Below are 18,440 nucleotides of genomic sequence, written 5' to 3' on the forward strand. Positions count from 1 at the left end.
CAACTCTAAATTTTCAAAATAAAATTTATCAAGAATTTATATCTAATTACTCTTATTAACTACGATTTTAGAAATCTCACCTTCGTAAGAAATAGAACTACGATTGTTACAACTAATTGTAAGTGTTGCGTTACCTTTAGAGAAAATAGACAACGATATCCTATAAAAATCTTGATCTCCTTTTACTCTAGCTATTAACTCAAATACCTCTTTTACTTTTATTATTGAATATTCTATTGGTTTACCTTCAAAACTTAAACCCTTGTCTCTGCCATATCCTATTCCGCTATATCCTACTCCAAAAAATGGCATTTCGCTAGTAATAAAATCTGGTTTAAATTCGATATAATTGTTGTTGGTGCTTAAATCAATCGATTGGTATCCTTGCGGAAATGCTCTTCTTGCTACAAATTTAAATTCTTTTGAATTTACCAATTGGGTTATTTGGCTTACTATTTCCTGTTTAATATTTTCTTTTTGTTGTCTCCGAGTTGTTATTTGACTAAAACTAAATGCTACGAAAAACAATAAAAATACTGGTGTAATTATTTTTTTATGTATCATAATTTTTACTTTTAAATTAAGTCCATTAAACAAAAAAAAAGATACTCGTTGAAGAGTATCTTTTTTAAAATCTATTTTTTTACAAAACGCATCATCTCAACTTCACCCATTATAAAACTTAACGTTTTTCCATCTTCAGAAATAGAATAAGAATCAATTTTTTGAAGTGTAGATAAGTAAACACTTTCACCTTCACCAGAACAATATCTTTTTGTTAAAGCCATATTATCATTTTTAAAATTAATTTTATTTCCAACTACGTCTAATTTGCCTGAAAAACGATTACAACCAGTATTACCAGAGACTAAATCTGTTTTCAAATCAAAATTTACGGTTGGCTTTTCATCAGGATATAAACCTTGAAAAGCAATTCTAGGTCCAGAAATATAATTTAACTCCCATTCTCCTTGAAGCATGGTGGTGTTGGTGTTATCATTTTTAGCAGAATTACAAGAAACGAATGCCATACATGAGATAGCAAGCAATAGGATTAATTTTTTCATTAGATAGTTTGTTTATTATTATTTTAAAATTGATATAAGGCAAGAACATTGCCAATTTGCTTTTTTATTTATTTATTTTCTTAAATTATCATACCTCTTTGAAAACCATTCGTTTAAAAAAGACTTCTTATTTTGTTTTATTTCTTAATTTCTAAAACTTCCGTGACAATACTCACTGCATAGGAATTTGGCGTGATTTTATTTCCTTTTTCGTTAGAATAGACCTTAGTAAATTCAGCTCCAAAGTATAGTATAATAGCAGAGTAATATACCCAAATCAATATTATTATAACAGAACCTGCTGCTCCATAAACAGTAGCTACAGTAGAACTTCCTAAATAAAAACCAATAGCAAACTTTCCAAACATAAAGAAAAACGAAGTAAAACTAGAGCCAATCAAGGCATCTTTCCAAGCAATATCGCCGTCTGGTAAGGTTTTAAAAATGATAGCAAATAAAATTGTGGTTGTTGCAAACAAAATTAAAATGTTGAAAATATAAAATATATACACAGCAGTATCCGGAAAGTAGATCACTAACCTTGCATTCATAACATCCATCACCGTATTGACCATTAAACTTACCATCAATAAAAAACCTACTGAAGCAATCATAGAAAAAGACATCAATCTGTTTTTAACAAATTTCATAATGCCTTTATTAGGTTTGGCTTTTAATCCCCAGATATAATTAATAGAACTCTGTATTTCAGCAAAAACTCCAGAAGCTCCTATTAATAACATAATTCCACCAAATATTGCAGCAAAAGTATTGCTATCTGATAATTCTATGTTCTTTATAGTTTCCTGAATTTGAATAGCTGCTTTGTTACCAACCATACCGTTAATTTGACTGAAAAAACGTCCCGTAACTGCATCTCTACCAAAGAAAAAACTAAAAATAGATAATATAATAATCATTAAAGGAGGTAATGAAAATATAGTATAATAAGAAAGCGATGCACTTAGTTTTATGCCATTGTCTTTATCAAATTCTTGATAGGTTTGTTTTAATAAACCCCAAGTAGTTTTAAATACCTTCTTACTTTTCATACATATATGTTTCTATTCTACAAATTCAAAATTACAAAAACCGCAGCTAGCAATTTGAAATATAATTTACATAATTCCTAACAATTACTAGCCTTAAATACCAATGATAATGTAAAGATTAAGTTAATTTTAAATGATTTAATCCCTACTAAAAAATTTATGTATAAATTTATGTGAAATATTTAAAGACAACTTTAAGAATAAATACACTACTTATGGAAAACAGCAATACAAGAAGAAATTTTTTAAAACAAACAGCCATTTTATCAACAGGAACTATAATTGGATCCAGTTTATTTAATACTGCTTTTGCTTCCGAAAAGAATACAAATTCAGAGAAACACATTTTAGAGGCAGCAATCGTAAATGCCGAAGATATTTATACGCTTCCTAAATTAGCATACTCATATGATGCTTTAGAACCTCATATAGATGTTACGACTATGGAAATTCACCACAAGAAACACCATCAGGGATATGTCACCAATTTGAATAAAGCAATTGAATCACTAGATAAAAATCTAATTGACCAATCAAAAACTTTAGAAAATATTTTTGAAAAAATATCAAAATTTCCTGATTCAGTAAGGAATAATGCTGGAGGACATTACAACCACAGTTTATTTTGGACATTAATGAAACCAAACGGTGGTGGAAATCCTAAAGGAAAGCTAGCCGAAGCTATAAACAAAGACTTTGGTTCTTTCGAGGAATTTAAAAAACAATTTAGTGATGCCTCGATGAAGCGATTTGGATCAGGTTGGGCTTGGTTAGTTGTTCAAGACGGAAAATTAGTAATTGGTTCTACAGCTAATCAAGATAATCCTTTGATGAGATTGCGCGGTAAAGGATTAAAAGGGAAACCTGTTTTGGCTTTAGATGTTTGGGAACATGCCTATTATTTAAAAAATCAAAACCGTAGAGCAGATTATGTTACTTCATTTTGGAATGTAGTAAACTGGGACGCTGCTGAAAATTTATTCAATTCTTAAATTATATTTTGAGGCTCTAAATTACAAGAATACTTTAGAGCCTTATTTAAAAAAAGAGTTGAAAAAATTATGAATTCATTGGTTTTACAAGATTATTTCTATGTTAAACTAAACTATAAAAAGTTACAGTGGGGCTAAAAATGTATAGCTTTGCATCACCAAATTAAAATAATGATAAACCCTTCGGCATCTGGTTGGATAGATAAGTTTTTTGTTAAGCAAAAATTCTCAGAAAAAACCATTTCTAAAAACACGGATATTTTTTATACTAATGTAAGAAACACCGGATTTATATACGGCCATATAATTTCTTTTCATACTGTAGAGCCTATTGAAACCAAAGGTTGGTTTAAAGATGAAATCTCTAAAGTAGCATTACTAAACACCTTATACGGTGTTTTTTGCATAAACAATACCGATATAAGTCCTCTAAAGTTCATTGATAAAACAGTTGGTTTTTATAATGAAATGCATCCGCAAGGTTTTAATCTATTTCAAAAAATTCTTCCTAAGAGCTCTCCTTCTCTAACTTTAGAAAAAATCATTGATGAGCGAGTTCAAACTAATGATAGCATTATCAGTAAAAACTTTTCTCATCTGGTAACAAATGCCTTATTATTTATTGATGTACTAGCTTTTAGACAATATCTAATTCACGGAGAAATACCCGATAAATACCTTAAAAAAATTGAGGAAACAATTGTAAATATTGTTACAATAGCATTAAAGGTAAAATCCAAAAAGTCTCAATATGATGACTTATTAATTAAACTATTTGAAGCCTCAATACGGTATACAAAATTTTCAAAGGTTTCTGTTGAAAGTTTAGAAACACTACAGCTAAACTATTTTACAACCGATTTAGAAAAATATTATTTGATAGACATGGCTGGTATGGCATTATGGAGTGATGCAAAGATTGAAAATGACGAAATGTATTTTTTACATACTTTGGGTAAAATTCTGTCAATACCAGATAAATTTGTAGAGGATAGTGTTGCTAATACACATGACTTTATTTTTAACCATAAAAAGGAAATTCCTTATTTCAATTATTCCAATCCTGTAAAGCACTTCTATGATCAAACTACTCAAAGCGTAGTTACCTTAATTAGTAGAAATAAAAATAGGCTGATAAAGGAAATTATGCAAAGCAAAGAATTGGTTGTTTTGTTATCTTACTCTACACGCAGAGATTTAGACGAAAAAGAGAAAAAAAAGGTAAAAAAGCAATTATTAGAAATTTGTAAAACAGTTCCCTCATTAGCCATCTTTTTATTGCCTGGAGGTACTTTATTATTACCTATTTTGATCAAATTTATCCCGCAATTACTACCTTCTGCATTTAATGAAAATCTAGAAGATCAATAATTATTTATCCATGCAAAATGATTTTCTCGAATCGTTTCTTTATTATTTTTAATATATTCTAAAAAAGATTTTGCTACAGGACTCATTTTCTTTCCTTTTAACCAAATCAGTCTCCAAGATGTAATAATTGGTAATCCATTGGCTGGAAGCAGGATCAAACTACCATTATCTAACTCATTTTTAAGACCAATTACTGGCATGATAGAAATCCCTATTCCGGCAATAATAGCTTGCTTTACTGCTTCGTTAGATGTTAGAGTAATTTTCATTTTGGGCTCTATTTTTTGTTTAATAATATACTCTTCCATTGCAATTCGCGTTGCCGATCCTAATTCTCTAGAAAGAAGTGGTGCACTAGAAAATAAAGTAAGGAAATTTTTCTTTGTAACCTGAATTACGTTTGAATTTCCAACCAAATGAAGTTTATTTTCAATTAAAACTTCCGATTCTATATCTAAATCTTTTGGTAAAACAGAAACTAAAGCAAAATCTATTTCATTATTTTTTAATGCTTTTACGACTTTCACTTTGTTATTTACATCCATTTCCAATTCTATTTCATTGTGTAATTTTAAAAAATCACTCAAATAATAAGGAATTACATATTTTCCGGTAGAAACGACCGAAAGCTTTAATCTACCCGAAAGTTTACCTTTAAAGGCTACTGTTTTATAATTTATAGCATGAACTTCATTAAGAATATTTTCTGCAGCAATAGCAATTTCTTTTCCAAAATCAGTTACATACAAACGCTTTTTAATTATTTCTGTCAATGGTATTTCAAACTGCTCTTGAAAATTTCTTAACTGAATAGAAACGGCAGGTTGTGTCAAAAACAATTCTTCAGCCGCTCTAGTAACACTTAAAGTCTGAGTCACTTTTAAAAAAACCTGAAGCTGATGCAAAGTATAGTTCATAAATTTATTTTATGTATTTCATTACAAATATAAATAAAAATATATGAATTAAAAATTCGAATTTTGTCCCATCAAATTGTAAAACACAAAACAACATGACACGAATTACAGTAGCAAAAGGAGACGGAATTGGACCAGAAATCATGAATGCCACTTTAGAAATTATTAAAGCTGCAGGAGCGCAAATTGAAATCGATGAGATTGAAGTTGGTGAAAAAGTGTATTTATCGGGAAACACATCAGGTATTGCGTCTGAATCTTGGGACATCATTAGAAGAAATAAAATTTTTCTAAAAGCACCCATTACCACTCCACAAGGTGGTGGTTACAAAAGTTTAAATGTAACGACAAGAAAATTTCTAGGTTTGTATTCGAATGTAAGACCTTGTATGAGCTTACACCCTTTTGTAGAAACGAAACATCCAAAAATGGATATTGTAATAATTCGGGAGAATGAAGAGGATTTATATGCTGGTATCGAACATCAACAAACCGACGAAGTAATTCAATGTCTAAAATTGATAAGTAGACCTGGTTGTGAAAAAATTGTTCGCTATGCCTTTGAATATGCAAAAGTATATGGAAGAAAAAAAGTGACCTGCTTTACGAAAGACAATATTATGAAGCAAACAGATGGATTGTTTCACCAAGTTTTTGACGAAATAGCACTCGAGTATCCTGAAATTGAAAACGAACACTGGATTATTGATATAGGCGCTGCAAAAATGGCCGATACACCAGAAATTTTTGATGTAATAGTTACTTTAAATCTTTATGGTGATGTATTATCAGATATTGCTGCTCAAATTGCAGGTTCTGTAGGTCTTGCAGGATCAGCAAATATTGGTGAAGAATGTGCGATGTTTGAGGCCATTCACGGATCGGCACCACGTAGAGCGGGTCAAAATATGGCCAATCCTTCAGGTTTACTAGAAGGAGCTGTCATGATGCTAAATCATATCGGACAAACCGAAATTGCTGAAAAAGTTCAAAACGCATGGCTTAAAACCATAGAAGATGGTATTCATACTTACGATATTTTTAAAGAGGGAATTAGCAAACAAAAAGTAGGAACCAAAGAGTTTGCGCAAGCAGTTATCACTAATTTAGGAAATAAACCTAGCATTTTAAAAGAAGTTTCATTTTCTAAAGATGCTGTTCTAAACCTACCAAAATATGTAAAAAAACCAAGCGCTAAAAAAGAATTAGTTGGAGTTGACTTATTTGTAGACTGGAAAGGAACAGATCCTGATGAAATTGCAGAAAAAATGAAAAGGATTATACTTGAAAATATAAATCTCACGATGATTACTAATCGTGGTATAAAAGTTTGGCCAGAAGGCTTTAAAGAAACATTCTGCACAGATCACTGGCGTTGTCGCTTTAAACCAACAAATGGTAGCTTAATGACCAAAGGACAAATTATAGCTCTTTTATCAAATGCACAATTATCAAAAATAGATGTTATTAAAACAGAAAACCTTTATGAATTTGATGGAAAAGCAGGATATTCTTTAGGTCAAGGACAATAATTTATAAAAACAAAAACTATGAACATACAACTTCTTGAAGGCGAATTTAACACAAATGAAGCTTTAGAATTAATTACTAAAATGATTGCTGTAAAAATAAAATTTCATGAGGGAAAAATATGCAATTCCCATCAAGAAGAAGATATTAAAAGCAGAGAAAATAAAATAAAAAAACTTCAAAATTCAATACACGATATCAGACTTTATTTGAATAAAAATGCAACAAGTATACATCTTGAATCATCTATACAAATTAAATAGTTGTCTATTTTTATATCAAACTTCCTAAATAATAATGTATGGATAATCAAAGAGATTTTAAATTAATTGAAGGTCGTTTTACAACTGAAGAAGCCAGTGATCTCTTAGGAGCGCTTTTTAATTATAAAATTGACTACCACTGCAGACAAGATTTCAGCAATCATATTCGGTTTAATCAAGACATTGGTTATTCTAAAAATAGAATTGTAGAATTAATTAAATCAAAAGAAGCAATTGAGCAAATCATAGAGAACTCAAAAGCAAATAATGAAAATCTAATTATCCAAGGTACCATTTCAATTCGTACGGAAAAATAATATGTATAAAGGAAGTTCAATTTTTATTGCAACCAAACACAAAAAAGAAACAGTTATTGCCCCACTTTTAGAAAGTAAACTTGGGGCGCACTGTTACACCTCTGATTTCTTGGATACAGATATATTAGGTACTTTTTCTGGAGAAATTTCTAGGAAAGAAGATGCACTGTCAACATTAAGAAACAAATGCATTTTAGGTCACAAGCTCACCAATTGTGATTTAGTAGTTGCTAGTGAAGGTTCTTTTGGAGCTCATCCTACTCTGTTTTTTGCAGCTGCTGATGAAGAGCTAGTAATGCTGAAAGATTTTAAAAATGATCTTGAGATTGTGGGAAGAGAACTAACTCTAGAGACTAATATGGATAGTGAAATTATACTAACACAAGCTAATCTAATTGATTTCGCAAAAAAAATAAATTTTCCATCGCATGGAATTATTCTAAAATTAGAAGAAAATAATAGTACAAAAATTAGAAAGGAATTTAAAGATATAGAAGACTTACTGCTGTTGTATAACACTTTAAAAAATCAGAATGGGAATATAACTGCTGAAACGGATATGCGAGCACTTTACAATCCGACTCGCATGAATGCTATACAAAAAGCAACTGAAAATCTTATAGCGAAAATTAAAAATGAATGTCCAAGATGTAAAACACCTGGTTTTGATATTATTTCAGCCAAACCAGGTTTACCTTGTGAAAGCTGCTCTTTTCCTACACGCTCCACTTTGAGTTATACTTATCAATGTAAAAAATGCGCCTATACGCATGAAAAAAAATTTCCTCGCGGTATTGAAAAGGAAGATCCAACCTATTGTGACAATTGTAATCCTTAATAAAATGATGATTGAAATATCTACAGATATAAACAAAGCCAAAAAAATTCTTGAAAACAATGAATTAGTAGCTATTCCTACGGAGACAGTCTATGGTTTAGCAGGCAATATTTACAGCGAAACTGCAATAAAAAAAATATTTGAGACCAAAAAAAGACCCTTCTATAATCCTTTAATAGTGCACATTCACAATAAAAAGCTAATAGATGAAATAGCGATAAATATACCAGAAAAAGCAAGAATATTAGCGGATGCATTCTGGCCGGGATCACTAACCTTACTTTTAGAAAAGAATAATAAAATACCGGATATTGTTACTGCAGGTAGAAATTCAGTTGCTGTTCGAGTACCTAATCATCCTTTGACTTTAGAATTATTAAAAGCATTAAATTTTCCTTTGGCTGCACCTAGTGCAAACCCATTTGGATCTATAAGTCCAACTAAAGCTCAGCATGTAGCCGATTATTTTTCAAATGATATTGCCATGGTTTTAGAGGGTGGCAATTGTGAAAATGGTATAGAATCAACCATTATAGGTTTTAAAAACGATCAACCTATTATATATCGTTTAGGATCCATAAGTATTGAGGAAATCGAAGTACTAGTTGGACCGCTTAAAGTAAAAAACCACAGTGAAAAGTTACCAGAATCACCAGGAATGTTATCTCGGCATTATGCTCCAAAAACAAAAACTATTTTAGTTGAAGATATAGAAAAAGAGCTATCCTTACATGCTAACAAAAGAATTGGAGTTATTGTTTTTAAGACTATAATAGATAAAACAAACATTAATTACACTGAAATTCTTTCAGAAAAAGGAGATATAAAAGAAGCAATGTCCAATTTATATGCAGCAATGCATAGACTTGATAAATTAAAATTAGATTTAATAATTGCACAAAAATTCCCGGAAGAAGGTTTGGGAAAATCTATAAACGATCGTTTAGAACGTGCAACAAAAGAATAGTATGTGCAGACTTTACACGCTTCTTTTAATAAAAAAAATCACCCGAAGGCGATTTTTTATTACTTATAAATTTAGCAATTGATACACATCATCAAGCTCTTCATTTGAGCCAATATTAACTTTTAAATCTGTTACAAAACCTGAATTCAATCCATAAACCCAACCATGAATAGTTAAATCTCGGCCATTTTTCCATGCCCCTTGTACAATTGAAGTCTTAGCTAGGTTGTAAACTTGTTCTTTAGTATTGACCTCAACAAAAGTATTAAAACGTTCCGTTTCGTCTTCAATGGAATTTAAATATTTGTCATGCAAACGATATTCATCTTTGATATGACGAAGCCAGTTATCAATAATACCTACTGAATCATTACCCATTGCAGCTTTTACACCTCCACATCCATAATGTCCGCAAACAATGACATGCTTTACTTTCAAAACATTTACTGCATAATCCAGTACACTTAGCATATTCATATCGGAATGCACCACCATATTAGCAATGTTCCTATGAACAAAAACCTCTCCGGGTTTAGCTCCAATAATCTCATTGGCTGGAACACGACTATCGGAACATCCAATCCATAACAAGGGTGGTGTTTGACCTTTTGCTAAATCTTTAAAAAAGTTTGGGTCTTTTAATAAGCTATTTTCTACCCACTTTTTATTATTCTCTAATATTTTCTTATAAAAATCACTCATCTTTCTATTTGTTTTTTAATTTAAATTTGGCACAGAACTTCAAAAAATTGATAATAAAATCTTTTTTTAAAGCTTGAATTACATCGGCCTTTTATTTGTTTAATTATTAATTTTGATAAACTTCATTAAATTTTTCCTTTTTAACCATTGCTCTTTTGGCTACATCATAATAATGTTCAAACGTAACGTGATTCGTTAATTCTGGAGTATTTTCTAGCTCGTAAGCCTTTTTAAAACCTTTTAACTTTACCTTAATATTCTCGTCTACTGCTCTCGTTGCTTTGAACTCCTTTATTAAATCTAGGATATCATGAGAAATATACACTGTATCCTTAGCATTGATAATCACATTAGAATTTTCAGGTATTTCACTCAAAGTCAATTTAATCGCCGCTTTATTCAAGAAAGACACCTCTTGAGCTAAATCGATATGAATAATATCACCGTCAACATATTGCTCTTTTTTGAAACTATATGCTCTTTTTAGATTTCCTCTTAGGATAAAAATAACGCTGATGATAATCCCCAATAACACTCCTTTGAGTAAATCTGTGGCCACAACTGCAACCAAAGTGGCAATAAAAGGAACAAACTGATACTTCCCTTTTTCCCAAAAATGTATAAAAGTTGCTGGTTTCGCTAGTTTATATCCAACTAAAATAAGAATTGTTGCCAAAGTTGCCAATGGTATTTTGTTCAAAATAGCAGGGATAGCCAATACACTTAGCAGTAGCAATACACCATGAATAATGGCTGACATTTTAGATTTAGCACCAGCATTATTATTAGCAGATGATCGAACAACAACTGATGTCATAGGTAATCCTCCTAAGAGAGAGCTCACAATATTACCAATACCTTGCGCTTTTAGCTCAATATTAGTATCAGTATACCTTTTTTGAGCATCCATTCTGTCGGAGGCCTCAATACACAATAATGTTTCGATTGAGGCAACTATGGCAATCGTTAAACCAACTATCCATACTTGAGGATTTGTAATTCCAGCAAAATTAGGAGTTACAATGATAGCCTTAAACTCTTCAAAAGATTGAGGAATAGGCAAACTAACTAAATGTTCTTTGGAAATTGCTAATGAACTTCCTGTTTGTATAAATAATTCATTTAAAATAATTCCTATTATTACCGCGACCAAAGCACCCGGCACTAGTTTCAATTTTTTCAAAAAAGAAAATTTATCCCATGAAATTAAGATAACCAAAGAGGCTAATGTAATGACAACTGCTCCCAATTGAATATGGTTAAAGACTTCAAATAATGCAGAAAATGAGTTAATCCCATCGTTCTGCGCAAAAGACTGATTCCCTTCAAAATCAGCATCATAACCAAAAGCATGAGGTATTTGCTTCAAAATAATTATTACTCCAATACCTGCAAGCATTCCCTCAATTACATTCGTTGGAAAATAATTAGAAATGCTTCCCGCTTTTAGAAAACCTAGCGCTAATTGCAATAATCCTGCTATAAAAACCGCCGTTAGGAAAACATCGAAAGCTCCTAAATCGGTTATTGCTGTTAAAATAATTGCTGTTAAACCAGCTGCAGGTCCACTAACACTAATATGAGACTGACTTAAATAACCCACTACGACACCACCTATAATTCCAGAGATAATTCCAGAGAATAATGGTGCGCCTGAGGCCATTGCAATCCCTAAACATAAAGGGAGTGCAACTAAAAAAACGACCAATCCTGATGCAAAATCAGATTTTAAATTGGCCAAAAGATTGACTTTTTTTGACATAATATTACATTAAATTGTAAGTTAATATGCTACATATTACAAAGAATGTAGTAATTTAATTTTAATCGAAATATTATGCTTTATTAGGCGGGGGAGAAAAAATAGATGCCGAAACATTATCATGTTTAGATAAGTTTTCAGATAGTATTAAACTAGAGTTGTTGATTTTTTCATCGTTAAAACCGATGTAAGATGAATTATTTATATAAACTATGCTTTTAATTTCTTTATGAGTGTGATGCTCCTCTTCAGACATATTAAAAAACATAGATATATCACAAGACTTTTCTATCACTGTTACAATTGCAGGAGTAGATAAAAACGCAATAAATAAGAATAAAAAAAGACTTGCTATTATTTTCATTAATGCAAAAATAGTTAATAAGGAAGAATAAATTTTATAACTATTAAAAATTTTAAATAAATTTAACATCCACAAAAAAAGCAGAACACTAACTGATTAGTATTCTGCTTTATTATAAAAACATAAGAAATATTATAAACTTTCTTCTAACCAAGCTTGCATCATCCAAATTGTTTTTTCTTGTTCAGCAATAAAATCACTCATCATTGAGTTGGTTCCTTCGTCATTAATTTCGGCAGATTTATTAAGAATTTCTCTTTCAATTTTTAATAAATGGGATAAGGAATTCACAATCAAATGAACTGCTTTTTCGTCAACAGAAATATTTTTACCAACAACTAAAGTATTGTTTTTAATGTAATCTTCAAACGTATGAAGAGGGGTTCCTCCTATTGTCAAAACTCTTTCGGCAATCAAATCAATTTTTAATTGCGAATCTGTATATAATTCTTCAAACTTTACATGTAGATCAAAAAATCGTTTTCCTTTAATATTCCAATGAATTCCTCTTAAATTTTGATAATATACTTGAAAATTTGATAAGAGCGTATTTAGATTATTAATAATCAACTCTGATTCCTTAACTGCTAGTCCTAAAATGTTAGTTTTCATTGTTCAATTTTTATTAATTAGGTTGTTTTGTAAATTTAGTCAAACATTAAAGAAAAACACCATAATAAAAAGTTATTGTTTTACTAAATTTGCATTAGAAAAAAGTATACCATGACAATCACACAATTAAAATATGTTCTTGCAGTTGCTGAGCACAAAAATTTCACGCTAGCTGCTGAAAAATGTTTTGTGACGCAACCCACTTTGAGTATGCAAATTCAAAAAATAGAAGAAGAATTGAGCATTCAAATTTTTGATCGAACTAAAAAACCAATCCAACTTACTGATATTGGTCTCAAAATAGTAAATCAAGCCAAAAATATTGTCAATGAAGCGGATCGCATTCAAGACATCGTAGAACAGCAAAAAGGTTTTATTGGAGGAGAGTTTAGATTAGGAATCATTCCTACTATAATGCCCACTTTACTTCCTATGTTTCTGAATAATTTCATAAAAAAATATCCAAAAGTAAAACTGATTATTGAAGAGTTAAATACAGATGAAATCATTACAAAACTCAATAACGGTCATCTAGATGCTGCCATTGCTGCTACTCCTTTGATGGAAGAGAAAATCAAGGAAATTGTACTTTATTTTGAGCCCTTTGTAGCATACATACCAGAAAGCCATCATCATTTTCAGAAAGAAGAAATAGAAATCTCTGACTTAAACTTAGATGAAATTCTATTATTACAAGACGGACATTGTTTTAGAGATGGAATTTTAAATTTATGCAAAAATTCTCCTCGTAGCGATAAAGGTCATTTTCAGTTAGAAAGTGGGAGTTTTGAAACGCTTATTAAATTAGCCGATGAAGGATTAGGGACAACATTGTTGCCTTATTTGCATACACTTGATCTAAAAGAGAGTGACAAGTTAAAACTGCGTCATTTTAAGGAGCCAAAACCTGCTAGAGAAGTTAGCTTGATTTTTCCAAAAAATGAGTTGAAAATTCAGATTATTGAAGCCCTCCGAAGCACTATAGCTGGAGTTATTAAAGGGGCTATTGTTTATCAAAATGTTCAAATTATAAGTTCAATACATAAGAAATAAAAAAAGGAACCCAATTGGGTTCCTTTTTTTTATGAATTTACTATGAGTAAGCATTGTTTTAATTCTGGTTTCTCCATGGTGAAATTTTCTAACCATTCTCTCAATTGTTCCATTTCGTAAGGTAACAACATTTTGATTGCTTTTTCTAGTTCCTTACAGAAAAGGCTAGCATCAAAACTTACTCTTTCTAAAACTGATTTCGTATAATCATACATAATTTTCGACATAATTTAAGGCAGATTTGGTTATATTCAAATTCTAAATCAATGTAAAAATACATCCTTTTTAGTTACTGCATCATAATTTAACGAAGTTTTTGGTTTTTATTTTTTTAAATTATAATTGACTGATTTTTAAGTAATTAATTTTATAATTTACTTGCTCTAAACATTTCTCTTTTTCCTGGTGGCCCTGCAAGTTTTTCAACTGTAAATCCAACTTCAATCATACTTCTTTTGACCACTCCTCTAGCAGCATAAGTGACTAAAACACCTTTTGGCTTGAGAGCTTGGTACATTTTTCTAAAAATTTCTGTGCTCCATAATTCCGGTTGAACTCTATATCCAAAAGCATCAAAATAAATTAAGTCGAATTTGTTTTCATCAATAATTTCTTCAAAAAACTGTTTCCTTTTAGTTAGTGAAAAGTTTTCCTTCAATAAGATTTTTTCTTCCCAGCTACTTTCATGTATCTTTTCAAAAATTACACTCTCTGCTTGCGCTCCTAACTCGGCAACGTAATTCATATGCTTTACTTCTTCTGCCGAAATTGGATAAGCCTCAACACCTACATAATCAATCTTTTGTTCCATTTTTTGAGATTCCAAAACAGTAATGAATGTATTTAAACCAGTACCAAATCCAATTTCCATAATAGCCACTTCTCTATTTTTAAATAAAGAAAGTCCGTTTTTGATAAAAACATGTTGTGCTTCCTGAATCGCTCCATGTTTAGAATGATAACATTCATCCCAATCTGTAAGTTGTATGGTTGTAGAACCATCGAGTGTTTGTATTATTTCTCTTTTCAAAATTATATTTTAAAGTTAGGTTACTAAATATTTACCTGTTGTCAAATTTAATAAAACTAAAACTCTCCCTTCCTAAAAAGGTATTATTTATTATAAAATCAATAGAATAGCTATTCTTTTTATCAAATTTTATAACTGATTTGTAATAGATAGTTAAAAGCTATAAATAATAATGTTTAGATAAGAGTTCTGCTTATTTTTTATCTAATTTTGCAGTTATTAAAATACAGCTTATTAAGCATTCTATATTTTAAAAAATGCTTACAACATTAAAATTAAAAACAATACAATATTATGAGTACTACTCAAACTAACAAAATTGAAATTTTAAAATCTGCTACTTCAAAAATAAACGAAGTAGATTTTGGAAACTTAAGCTTTGGTTCAGTTTTTACGGACCATTTATTTGAATGTGATTTTAAAAATGGGGAATGGCAAAAACCAGTCATTAAGCCTTATGCGCCTTTTTTGTTAGACCCATCAAGTAGGGTTTTTCATTATGGTCAAGCGATTTTTGAAGGAATGAAAGCCTATAAAGATGCAAATGATGATGTTTGGCTTTTTAGACCTGATGAAAATTACAATCGTTTTAATAAATCAGCTTTGAGAATGGCTATGCCTGAAGTCCCTGAAGAAATATTCATGAACGGACTAAATCAATTATTGCAATTGGACGAAGCTTGGATAAAAAAAGGAAAAGGGAATGCAATGTATATTCGTCCTTTTATGATTGCAACAGGTACAGGTGTAATTGCTAACCCATCTCATGATTATAAGTTTATGATCATTTTATCTCCTGTGACTTCTTACTATTCTGGTGATGTAAAAGTTCTTATTGCAGAACACTTTAGTAGAGCTGCGAATGGTGGAATTGGAGCTGCAAAAGCAGCTGGTAATTATGCAGCACAATTTTATCCTACCAACCTAGCTAATCAAGCAGGATTTCAACAGGTTATCTGGACAGATGACGCTACACATACAAAACTAGAGGAAGCAGGCACAATGAATGTATTCTTTAGAATAAATGATACTTTATTTACTGCTCCAGTAAGTGAGCGTATTTTAGACGGTGTAACTAGAAAAACACTTATTGAATTGGCTAAAAGTGAAAATATAGCGGTAGAAATTCGTCCAGTTTTAGTTTCTGAACTTGTAGAGGCTGCAAAAAACGGTAGTTTAAAAGAAATTTTTGGTGCAGGAACAGCAGCAGTTGTTAGCCCAATATCAGGATTTTCATATCAAGATGTATATTATGACTTGCCTAAAATTGAAAAGTCAGTAGCTATTCAATTGAAAGATAAATTAACTAATATTCAAAATAAATTAGAAGAGGATACTTTTGGATGGACTGTTAAGATCTAAAAAAGTAGAATACCAAAATATAAAAAGGCGATAACGTAATGATTATCGCCTTTTTTATTTATGAAAAATTTATTGCAGTTTCTATTTGATGTAAAATTACAGCTTCTAAATTACTATTTTAAAATAGCAGAAAAATCAGGTTTAAAATATCTTGGCCCTTTCATTACTTTTCCATCTTCTCGGTAAATAGGATTTCCGTTTTCATCTAGCTTACTCATATTACTGCGTTGAATTTCATCAAAAACAGCCTCTATTTTATGTTGTAATCCATGTTCTAAGATTGTACCGCACAAAATATATAACATGTCACCAAGAGCATCAGCAATTTCTATTATATCGTTATTTTGTACTGCTTCGAGATATTCTTCATTCTCTTCTTTCATTAAATTATAGCGAAGTTCATGCGTATTTGATCCCAAGTCGGCAGTAGGTATTTCATTAAAATTTAATTTAAAAGTTGTATGAAATTCTTTTACGGCATTTATTTGTTTTTGCATCTATCACTATTTATAAAATGAAAAGACAAATTAGTAAACTATTATTAAACTAATCCTTAAATTTGTAAAAAAATATTTTTAATTATGTTTAGTAAGGATCAATTAATATTTGCAGGTCTTTTTTTTATTGTATTTGTCATTGCAATAACATTTGCTTATCGAAAAGATATAGGACTACATAGGATATTTTATAAAGGAAGCTATAAAATATTGATCGGATTTATCGCTTTTATTGGTATTTTATTTTTAATCAAAATTTTCTTTAAAAGATAAATTTTAATTCCAACCATCTATTGTCTGCCTTTTGGTGGACTTTTTTTTATAAAATTGTAAAAGTATGTATTCTTTACATTTTTCTTAAAACTTAATAGATAGTTAAAAACCAAATGTTTGCAAATAAAAATTAGTGATAAATAAATAATTAAAAAAAACATCATTTAGGAATGCAAAATATTTAAAGACAAAAGGGTGATTTTATTAAATCATTCAAAAAAATTAAATATTTACCTTAAAGTTTTATTCAGAAAATACCATTATAATTATTTAACAGTTTCTATAACTTGTTAATTAAATTTTTAACTTTACAGAAATTAATAAACCCGTGTATTATGAGGATTTTAAAATATTTGTTTCTTTTACTACTTCTTAGCTTAGTTGCTATATCTATTTTTGTTGCAACTCAAAAAGGGGATTTTACTGTAGAAAGAAGTCAAATTATAAATTCCTCAAAAGCAAACGTGTTTAGCTACGTGAATGATTTAAGAAATTGGGAAGATTTTAGTTCACTATTGATTGAAGATCCCACTATAAAAATCAACTATTCAAACAAAACAATTGGACCTGGCGCTTCATACACTTGGCAAGGCAAAGAGGGCGCTGGTGATTTGAAAACTATTTTTGTAAAAGAAAACGATAGTATTGCACAAAAAATGAACTATGATGGTACTTCATCGTCAGTTTTTTGGAAATTCAAAGATACTATAGGCGGTACTAAGGTAACTTGGAAAACCATTGGTAAAATGAATTTTTATATGAAAGTGAGTACTGCTTTTAATGGCGGAATTTACAGAATTATAGGTAAAACGTACGAAAAGAGTTTGGCCAATTTAGATAAGATTCTTGATTACGAAATAAATACATACAACGTAAAAGTGGATGGTTTGTCAAAAGTAGCTACCACTTTCTATTTAAATCAAACGTTTACAAGTAAAATTACTAATGTAACAAAAAATTCAAGAATAGTATTTTATAAGATTATTAAGTTTTGTAATCAAAACAAAATAGATTTAAATGGCAAGCCATTCATTATTTATCACAATTACGATGTCACCAACGACTTAACACGAATTTCTGTTTGTGTACCAATAAAAAATCAAATATTAACCAGTTCTGGAAGCGATATTTTAAGCGGAAAACTCGAAGGATTTGACGCTGTTAAAACAACTATGACAGGAGATTATTCTCATACTAAAAAAGCAATAGAAAAAACTATAGCATACAGTAACACAAATGTTATAGAATTGGATAAATCATTCTCTCACTTAGAAATTTTTAAAACTAGTAGGTCTGAAAATAAAAGTCCATCAAAATGGATTACGGAGATTTACTTTCCTATAAAAATCAAAGTAGTACCAGTAAATACCTATATTCCGGTTAGAAAACCAGAACCTGCAGTTGTAACAGAACCTGCGGTAAATAAGCCAGAGGAACAATCTGAGTTTTAACTTTTTTATCCTTTACATTA

At 30.2% G+C, this 18,440-nt stretch carries 21 protein-coding genes; 10 read left to right on the plus strand and 11 right to left on the minus strand.

Annotation, left to right across the window (positions count from 1 at the left end; genetic code table 11):
• Nucleotides 1-42: 42 nt before the first annotated feature.
• From J3S90_RS00050 to J3S90_RS00060, 3 genes are all read right to left on the minus strand, one after another.
• The gene (locus tag J3S90_RS00050) at nt 43-564 is read right to left on the minus strand and encodes a DUF4251 domain-containing protein (RefSeq protein WP_210643853.1); all 522 of its coding nucleotides are present in this window, start codon (nt 562-564) and stop codon (nt 43-45) included.
• A gap of 71 nt (nt 565-635) precedes the next feature.
• A complete protein-coding gene (locus tag J3S90_RS00055) occupies nt 636-1,067 on the minus strand; it encodes an META domain-containing protein (protein WP_210643855.1) in 432 nt (143 codons plus the stop codon).
• Between the two features lie 137 nt (nt 1,068-1,204).
• Nucleotides 1,205-2,119 (minus strand): YihY/virulence factor BrkB family protein, encoded by a 915-nt coding sequence (locus J3S90_RS00060; protein WP_188049886.1) that lies wholly within the window; start codon nt 2,117-2,119, stop codon nt 1,205-1,207.
• Between the two features lie 377 nt (nt 2,120-2,496).
• On the opposite strand from J3S90_RS00060, the gene J3S90_RS00065 reads away from it, so the two are divergent.
• Together J3S90_RS00065 and J3S90_RS00070 are read left to right on the plus strand one after the other, a co-directional pair.
• The gene (locus J3S90_RS00065; protein ID WP_394369396.1) at nt 2,497-3,111 is read left to right on the plus strand and encodes a superoxide dismutase; all 615 of its coding nucleotides are present in this window, start codon (nt 2,497-2,499) and stop codon (nt 3,109-3,111) included.
• Between the two features lie 171 nt (nt 3,112-3,282).
• A complete protein-coding gene (locus J3S90_RS00070) occupies nt 3,283-4,482 on the plus strand; it encodes an LETM1-related biofilm-associated protein (RefSeq protein ID WP_210643859.1) in 1,200 nt (399 codons plus the stop codon).
• On the opposite strand, the gene J3S90_RS00075 is transcribed toward J3S90_RS00070, so the two are convergent.
• On the minus strand, nt 4,476-5,399 hold the full coding sequence (locus J3S90_RS00075; protein WP_210643861.1) for a LysR family transcriptional regulator: 924 nt from the start codon (nt 5,397-5,399) through the stop codon (nt 4,476-4,478). The two genes, J3S90_RS00070 and J3S90_RS00075, sit on opposite strands and share 7 nt — an antisense overlap.
• Before the next feature lie 95 nt (nt 5,400-5,494).
• Between J3S90_RS00075 and J3S90_RS00080 the strand changes: the two genes are divergently transcribed.
• Genes J3S90_RS00080 through J3S90_RS00100 form a run of 5 tightly spaced genes read left to right on the plus strand, consistent with a single transcriptional unit; the run spans nt 5,495 to nt 9,314 of the window.
• Nucleotides 5,495-6,931, plus strand: coding sequence for an NADP-dependent isocitrate dehydrogenase (locus tag J3S90_RS00080; protein ID WP_188049882.1), 1,437 nt, complete (start codon nt 5,495-5,497; stop codon nt 6,929-6,931).
• An 18-nt stretch (nt 6,932-6,949) separates the two neighbouring features.
• The gene (locus tag J3S90_RS00085) at nt 6,950-7,192 is read left to right on the plus strand and encodes a hypothetical protein (RefSeq protein WP_210643863.1); all 243 of its coding nucleotides are present in this window, start codon (nt 6,950-6,952) and stop codon (nt 7,190-7,192) included.
• Nucleotides 7,193-7,230: 38 nt separating this feature from the next.
• A complete protein-coding gene (locus J3S90_RS00090) occupies nt 7,231-7,509 on the plus strand; it encodes a hypothetical protein (protein WP_188049880.1) in 279 nt (92 codons plus the stop codon).
• 1 nt (nt 7,510) lies between these two features.
• Nucleotides 7,511-8,347, plus strand: a complete 837-nt coding sequence (locus J3S90_RS00095; RefSeq protein ID WP_210643865.1) for a DUF6671 family protein — start codon at nt 7,511-7,513, stop codon at nt 8,345-8,347.
• A 7-nt stretch (nt 8,348-8,354) separates the two neighbouring features.
• Nucleotides 8,355-9,314, plus strand: a complete 960-nt coding sequence (locus J3S90_RS00100; RefSeq protein WP_210645489.1) for an L-threonylcarbamoyladenylate synthase — start codon at nt 8,355-8,357, stop codon at nt 9,312-9,314.
• Between the two features lie 63 nt (nt 9,315-9,377).
• On the opposite strand, the gene can is transcribed toward J3S90_RS00100, so the two are convergent.
• From can to J3S90_RS00120, 4 genes are all read right to left on the minus strand, one after another.
• Entirely contained in the window at nt 9,378-10,016 is a 639-nt protein-coding gene (can, locus tag J3S90_RS00105) for a carbonate dehydratase (RefSeq protein ID WP_188049878.1), read from the minus strand.
• A gap of 106 nt (nt 10,017-10,122) precedes the next feature.
• Nucleotides 10,123-11,778 (minus strand): SulP family inorganic anion transporter, encoded by a 1,656-nt coding sequence (locus J3S90_RS00110; protein ID WP_210643868.1) that lies wholly within the window; start codon nt 11,776-11,778, stop codon nt 10,123-10,125.
• A 73-nt stretch (nt 11,779-11,851) separates the two neighbouring features.
• Nucleotides 11,852-12,142, minus strand: a complete 291-nt coding sequence (locus J3S90_RS00115) for a hypothetical protein (protein ID WP_210643870.1) — start codon at nt 12,140-12,142, stop codon at nt 11,852-11,854.
• Nucleotides 12,143-12,274: 132 nt separating this feature from the next.
• The gene (locus J3S90_RS00120) at nt 12,275-12,754 is read right to left on the minus strand and encodes a Dps family protein (protein WP_210643872.1); all 480 of its coding nucleotides are present in this window, start codon (nt 12,752-12,754) and stop codon (nt 12,275-12,277) included.
• 111 nt (nt 12,755-12,865) lie between these two features.
• Here J3S90_RS00120 and J3S90_RS00125 point away from each other — a divergent pair, with 111 nt between their 5' ends.
• The gene (locus J3S90_RS00125; RefSeq protein WP_210643874.1) at nt 12,866-13,807 is read left to right on the plus strand and encodes a LysR substrate-binding domain-containing protein; all 942 of its coding nucleotides are present in this window, start codon (nt 12,866-12,868) and stop codon (nt 13,805-13,807) included.
• Nucleotides 13,808-13,836: 29 nt separating this feature from the next.
• On the opposite strand, the gene J3S90_RS00130 is transcribed toward J3S90_RS00125, so the two are convergent.
• Nucleotides 13,837-14,034 (minus strand): hypothetical protein, encoded by a 198-nt coding sequence (locus J3S90_RS00130; RefSeq protein WP_188049873.1) that lies wholly within the window; start codon nt 14,032-14,034, stop codon nt 13,837-13,839.
• Nucleotides 14,035-14,174: 140 nt separating this feature from the next.
• A complete protein-coding gene (gene mnmD / locus J3S90_RS00135) occupies nt 14,175-14,837 on the minus strand; it encodes a tRNA (5-methylaminomethyl-2-thiouridine)(34)-methyltransferase MnmD (RefSeq protein WP_188049872.1) in 663 nt (220 codons plus the stop codon).
• A gap of 294 nt (nt 14,838-15,131) precedes the next feature.
• On the opposite strand from mnmD, the gene J3S90_RS00140 reads away from it, so the two are divergent.
• Entirely contained in the window at nt 15,132-16,199 is a 1,068-nt protein-coding gene (locus J3S90_RS00140; RefSeq protein ID WP_188049871.1) for a branched-chain amino acid aminotransferase, read from the plus strand.
• A gap of 113 nt (nt 16,200-16,312) precedes the next feature.
• Here J3S90_RS00140 and J3S90_RS00145 read toward each other — a convergent pair whose 3' ends face one another.
• Nucleotides 16,313-16,696 (minus strand): pyrophosphohydrolase domain-containing protein, encoded by a 384-nt coding sequence (locus J3S90_RS00145; protein WP_210643876.1) that lies wholly within the window; start codon nt 16,694-16,696, stop codon nt 16,313-16,315.
• Between the two features lie 608 nt (nt 16,697-17,304).
• On the opposite strand from J3S90_RS00145, the gene J3S90_RS00150 reads away from it, so the two are divergent.
• Nucleotides 17,305-18,420 carry an SRPBCC family protein gene (locus J3S90_RS00150; protein WP_210643878.1) on the plus strand — a complete coding sequence of 372 codons (1,116 nt, stop codon included), beginning with the start codon at nt 17,305-17,307 and terminating at the stop codon, nt 18,418-18,420.
• Nucleotides 18,421-18,440: the final 20 nt, after the last annotated feature.

This window comes from Flavobacterium flabelliforme (assembly GCF_017948675.1).
GTDB lineage: Bacteria > Bacteroidota > Bacteroidia > Flavobacteriales > Flavobacteriaceae > Flavobacterium > Flavobacterium pygoscelis.

Coding starts and splice junctions, on each gene's coding strand:
- J3S90_RS00145 (WP_210643876.1), bottom strand. CDS start 16,696: ATGCAAAAACAAATAAATGCCGTAAAAGAATTTCATACAACTTTTAAA.
- J3S90_RS00080 (WP_188049882.1), top strand. CDS start 5,495: ATGACACGAATTACAGTAGCAAAAGGAGACGGAATTGGACCAGAAATC.
- J3S90_RS00115 (WP_210643870.1), bottom strand. CDS start 12,142: ATGAAAATAATAGCAAGTCTTTTTTTATTCTTATTTATTGCGTTTTTA.
- J3S90_RS00100 (WP_210645489.1), top strand. CDS start 8,355: ATGATTGAAATATCTACAGATATAAACAAAGCCAAAAAAATTCTTGAA.
- J3S90_RS00095 (WP_210643865.1), top strand. CDS start 7,511: ATGTATAAAGGAAGTTCAATTTTTATTGCAACCAAACACAAAAAAGAA.
- J3S90_RS00090 (WP_188049880.1), top strand. CDS start 7,231: ATGGATAATCAAAGAGATTTTAAATTAATTGAAGGTCGTTTTACAACT.
- J3S90_RS00150 (WP_210643878.1), top strand. CDS start 17,305: ATGAGGATTTTAAAATATTTGTTTCTTTTACTACTTCTTAGCTTAGTT.
- J3S90_RS00130 (WP_188049873.1), bottom strand. CDS start 14,034: ATGTCGAAAATTATGTATGATTATACGAAATCAGTTTTAGAAAGAGTA.
- J3S90_RS00075 (WP_210643861.1), bottom strand. CDS start 5,399: ATGAACTATACTTTGCATCAGCTTCAGGTTTTTTTAAAAGTGACTCAG.
- J3S90_RS00140 (WP_188049871.1), top strand. CDS start 15,132: ATGAGTACTACTCAAACTAACAAAATTGAAATTTTAAAATCTGCTACT.
- J3S90_RS00070 (WP_210643859.1), top strand. CDS start 3,283: ATGATAAACCCTTCGGCATCTGGTTGGATAGATAAGTTTTTTGTTAAG.
- J3S90_RS00110 (WP_210643868.1), bottom strand. CDS start 11,778: ATGTCAAAAAAAGTCAATCTTTTGGCCAATTTAAAATCTGATTTTGCA.
- can (WP_188049878.1), bottom strand. CDS start 10,016: ATGAGTGATTTTTATAAGAAAATATTAGAGAATAATAAAAAGTGGGTA.
- J3S90_RS00125 (WP_210643874.1), top strand. CDS start 12,866: ATGACAATCACACAATTAAAATATGTTCTTGCAGTTGCTGAGCACAAA.
- J3S90_RS00050 (WP_210643853.1), bottom strand. CDS start 564: ATGATACATAAAAAAATAATTACACCAGTATTTTTATTGTTTTTCGTA.
- J3S90_RS00055 (WP_210643855.1), bottom strand. CDS start 1,067: ATGAAAAAATTAATCCTATTGCTTGCTATCTCATGTATGGCATTCGTT.
- J3S90_RS00120 (WP_210643872.1), bottom strand. CDS start 12,754: ATGAAAACTAACATTTTAGGACTAGCAGTTAAGGAATCAGAGTTGATT.
- J3S90_RS00085 (WP_210643863.1), top strand. CDS start 6,950: ATGAACATACAACTTCTTGAAGGCGAATTTAACACAAATGAAGCTTTA.
- J3S90_RS00060 (WP_188049886.1), bottom strand. CDS start 2,119: ATGAAAAGTAAGAAGGTATTTAAAACTACTTGGGGTTTATTAAAACAA.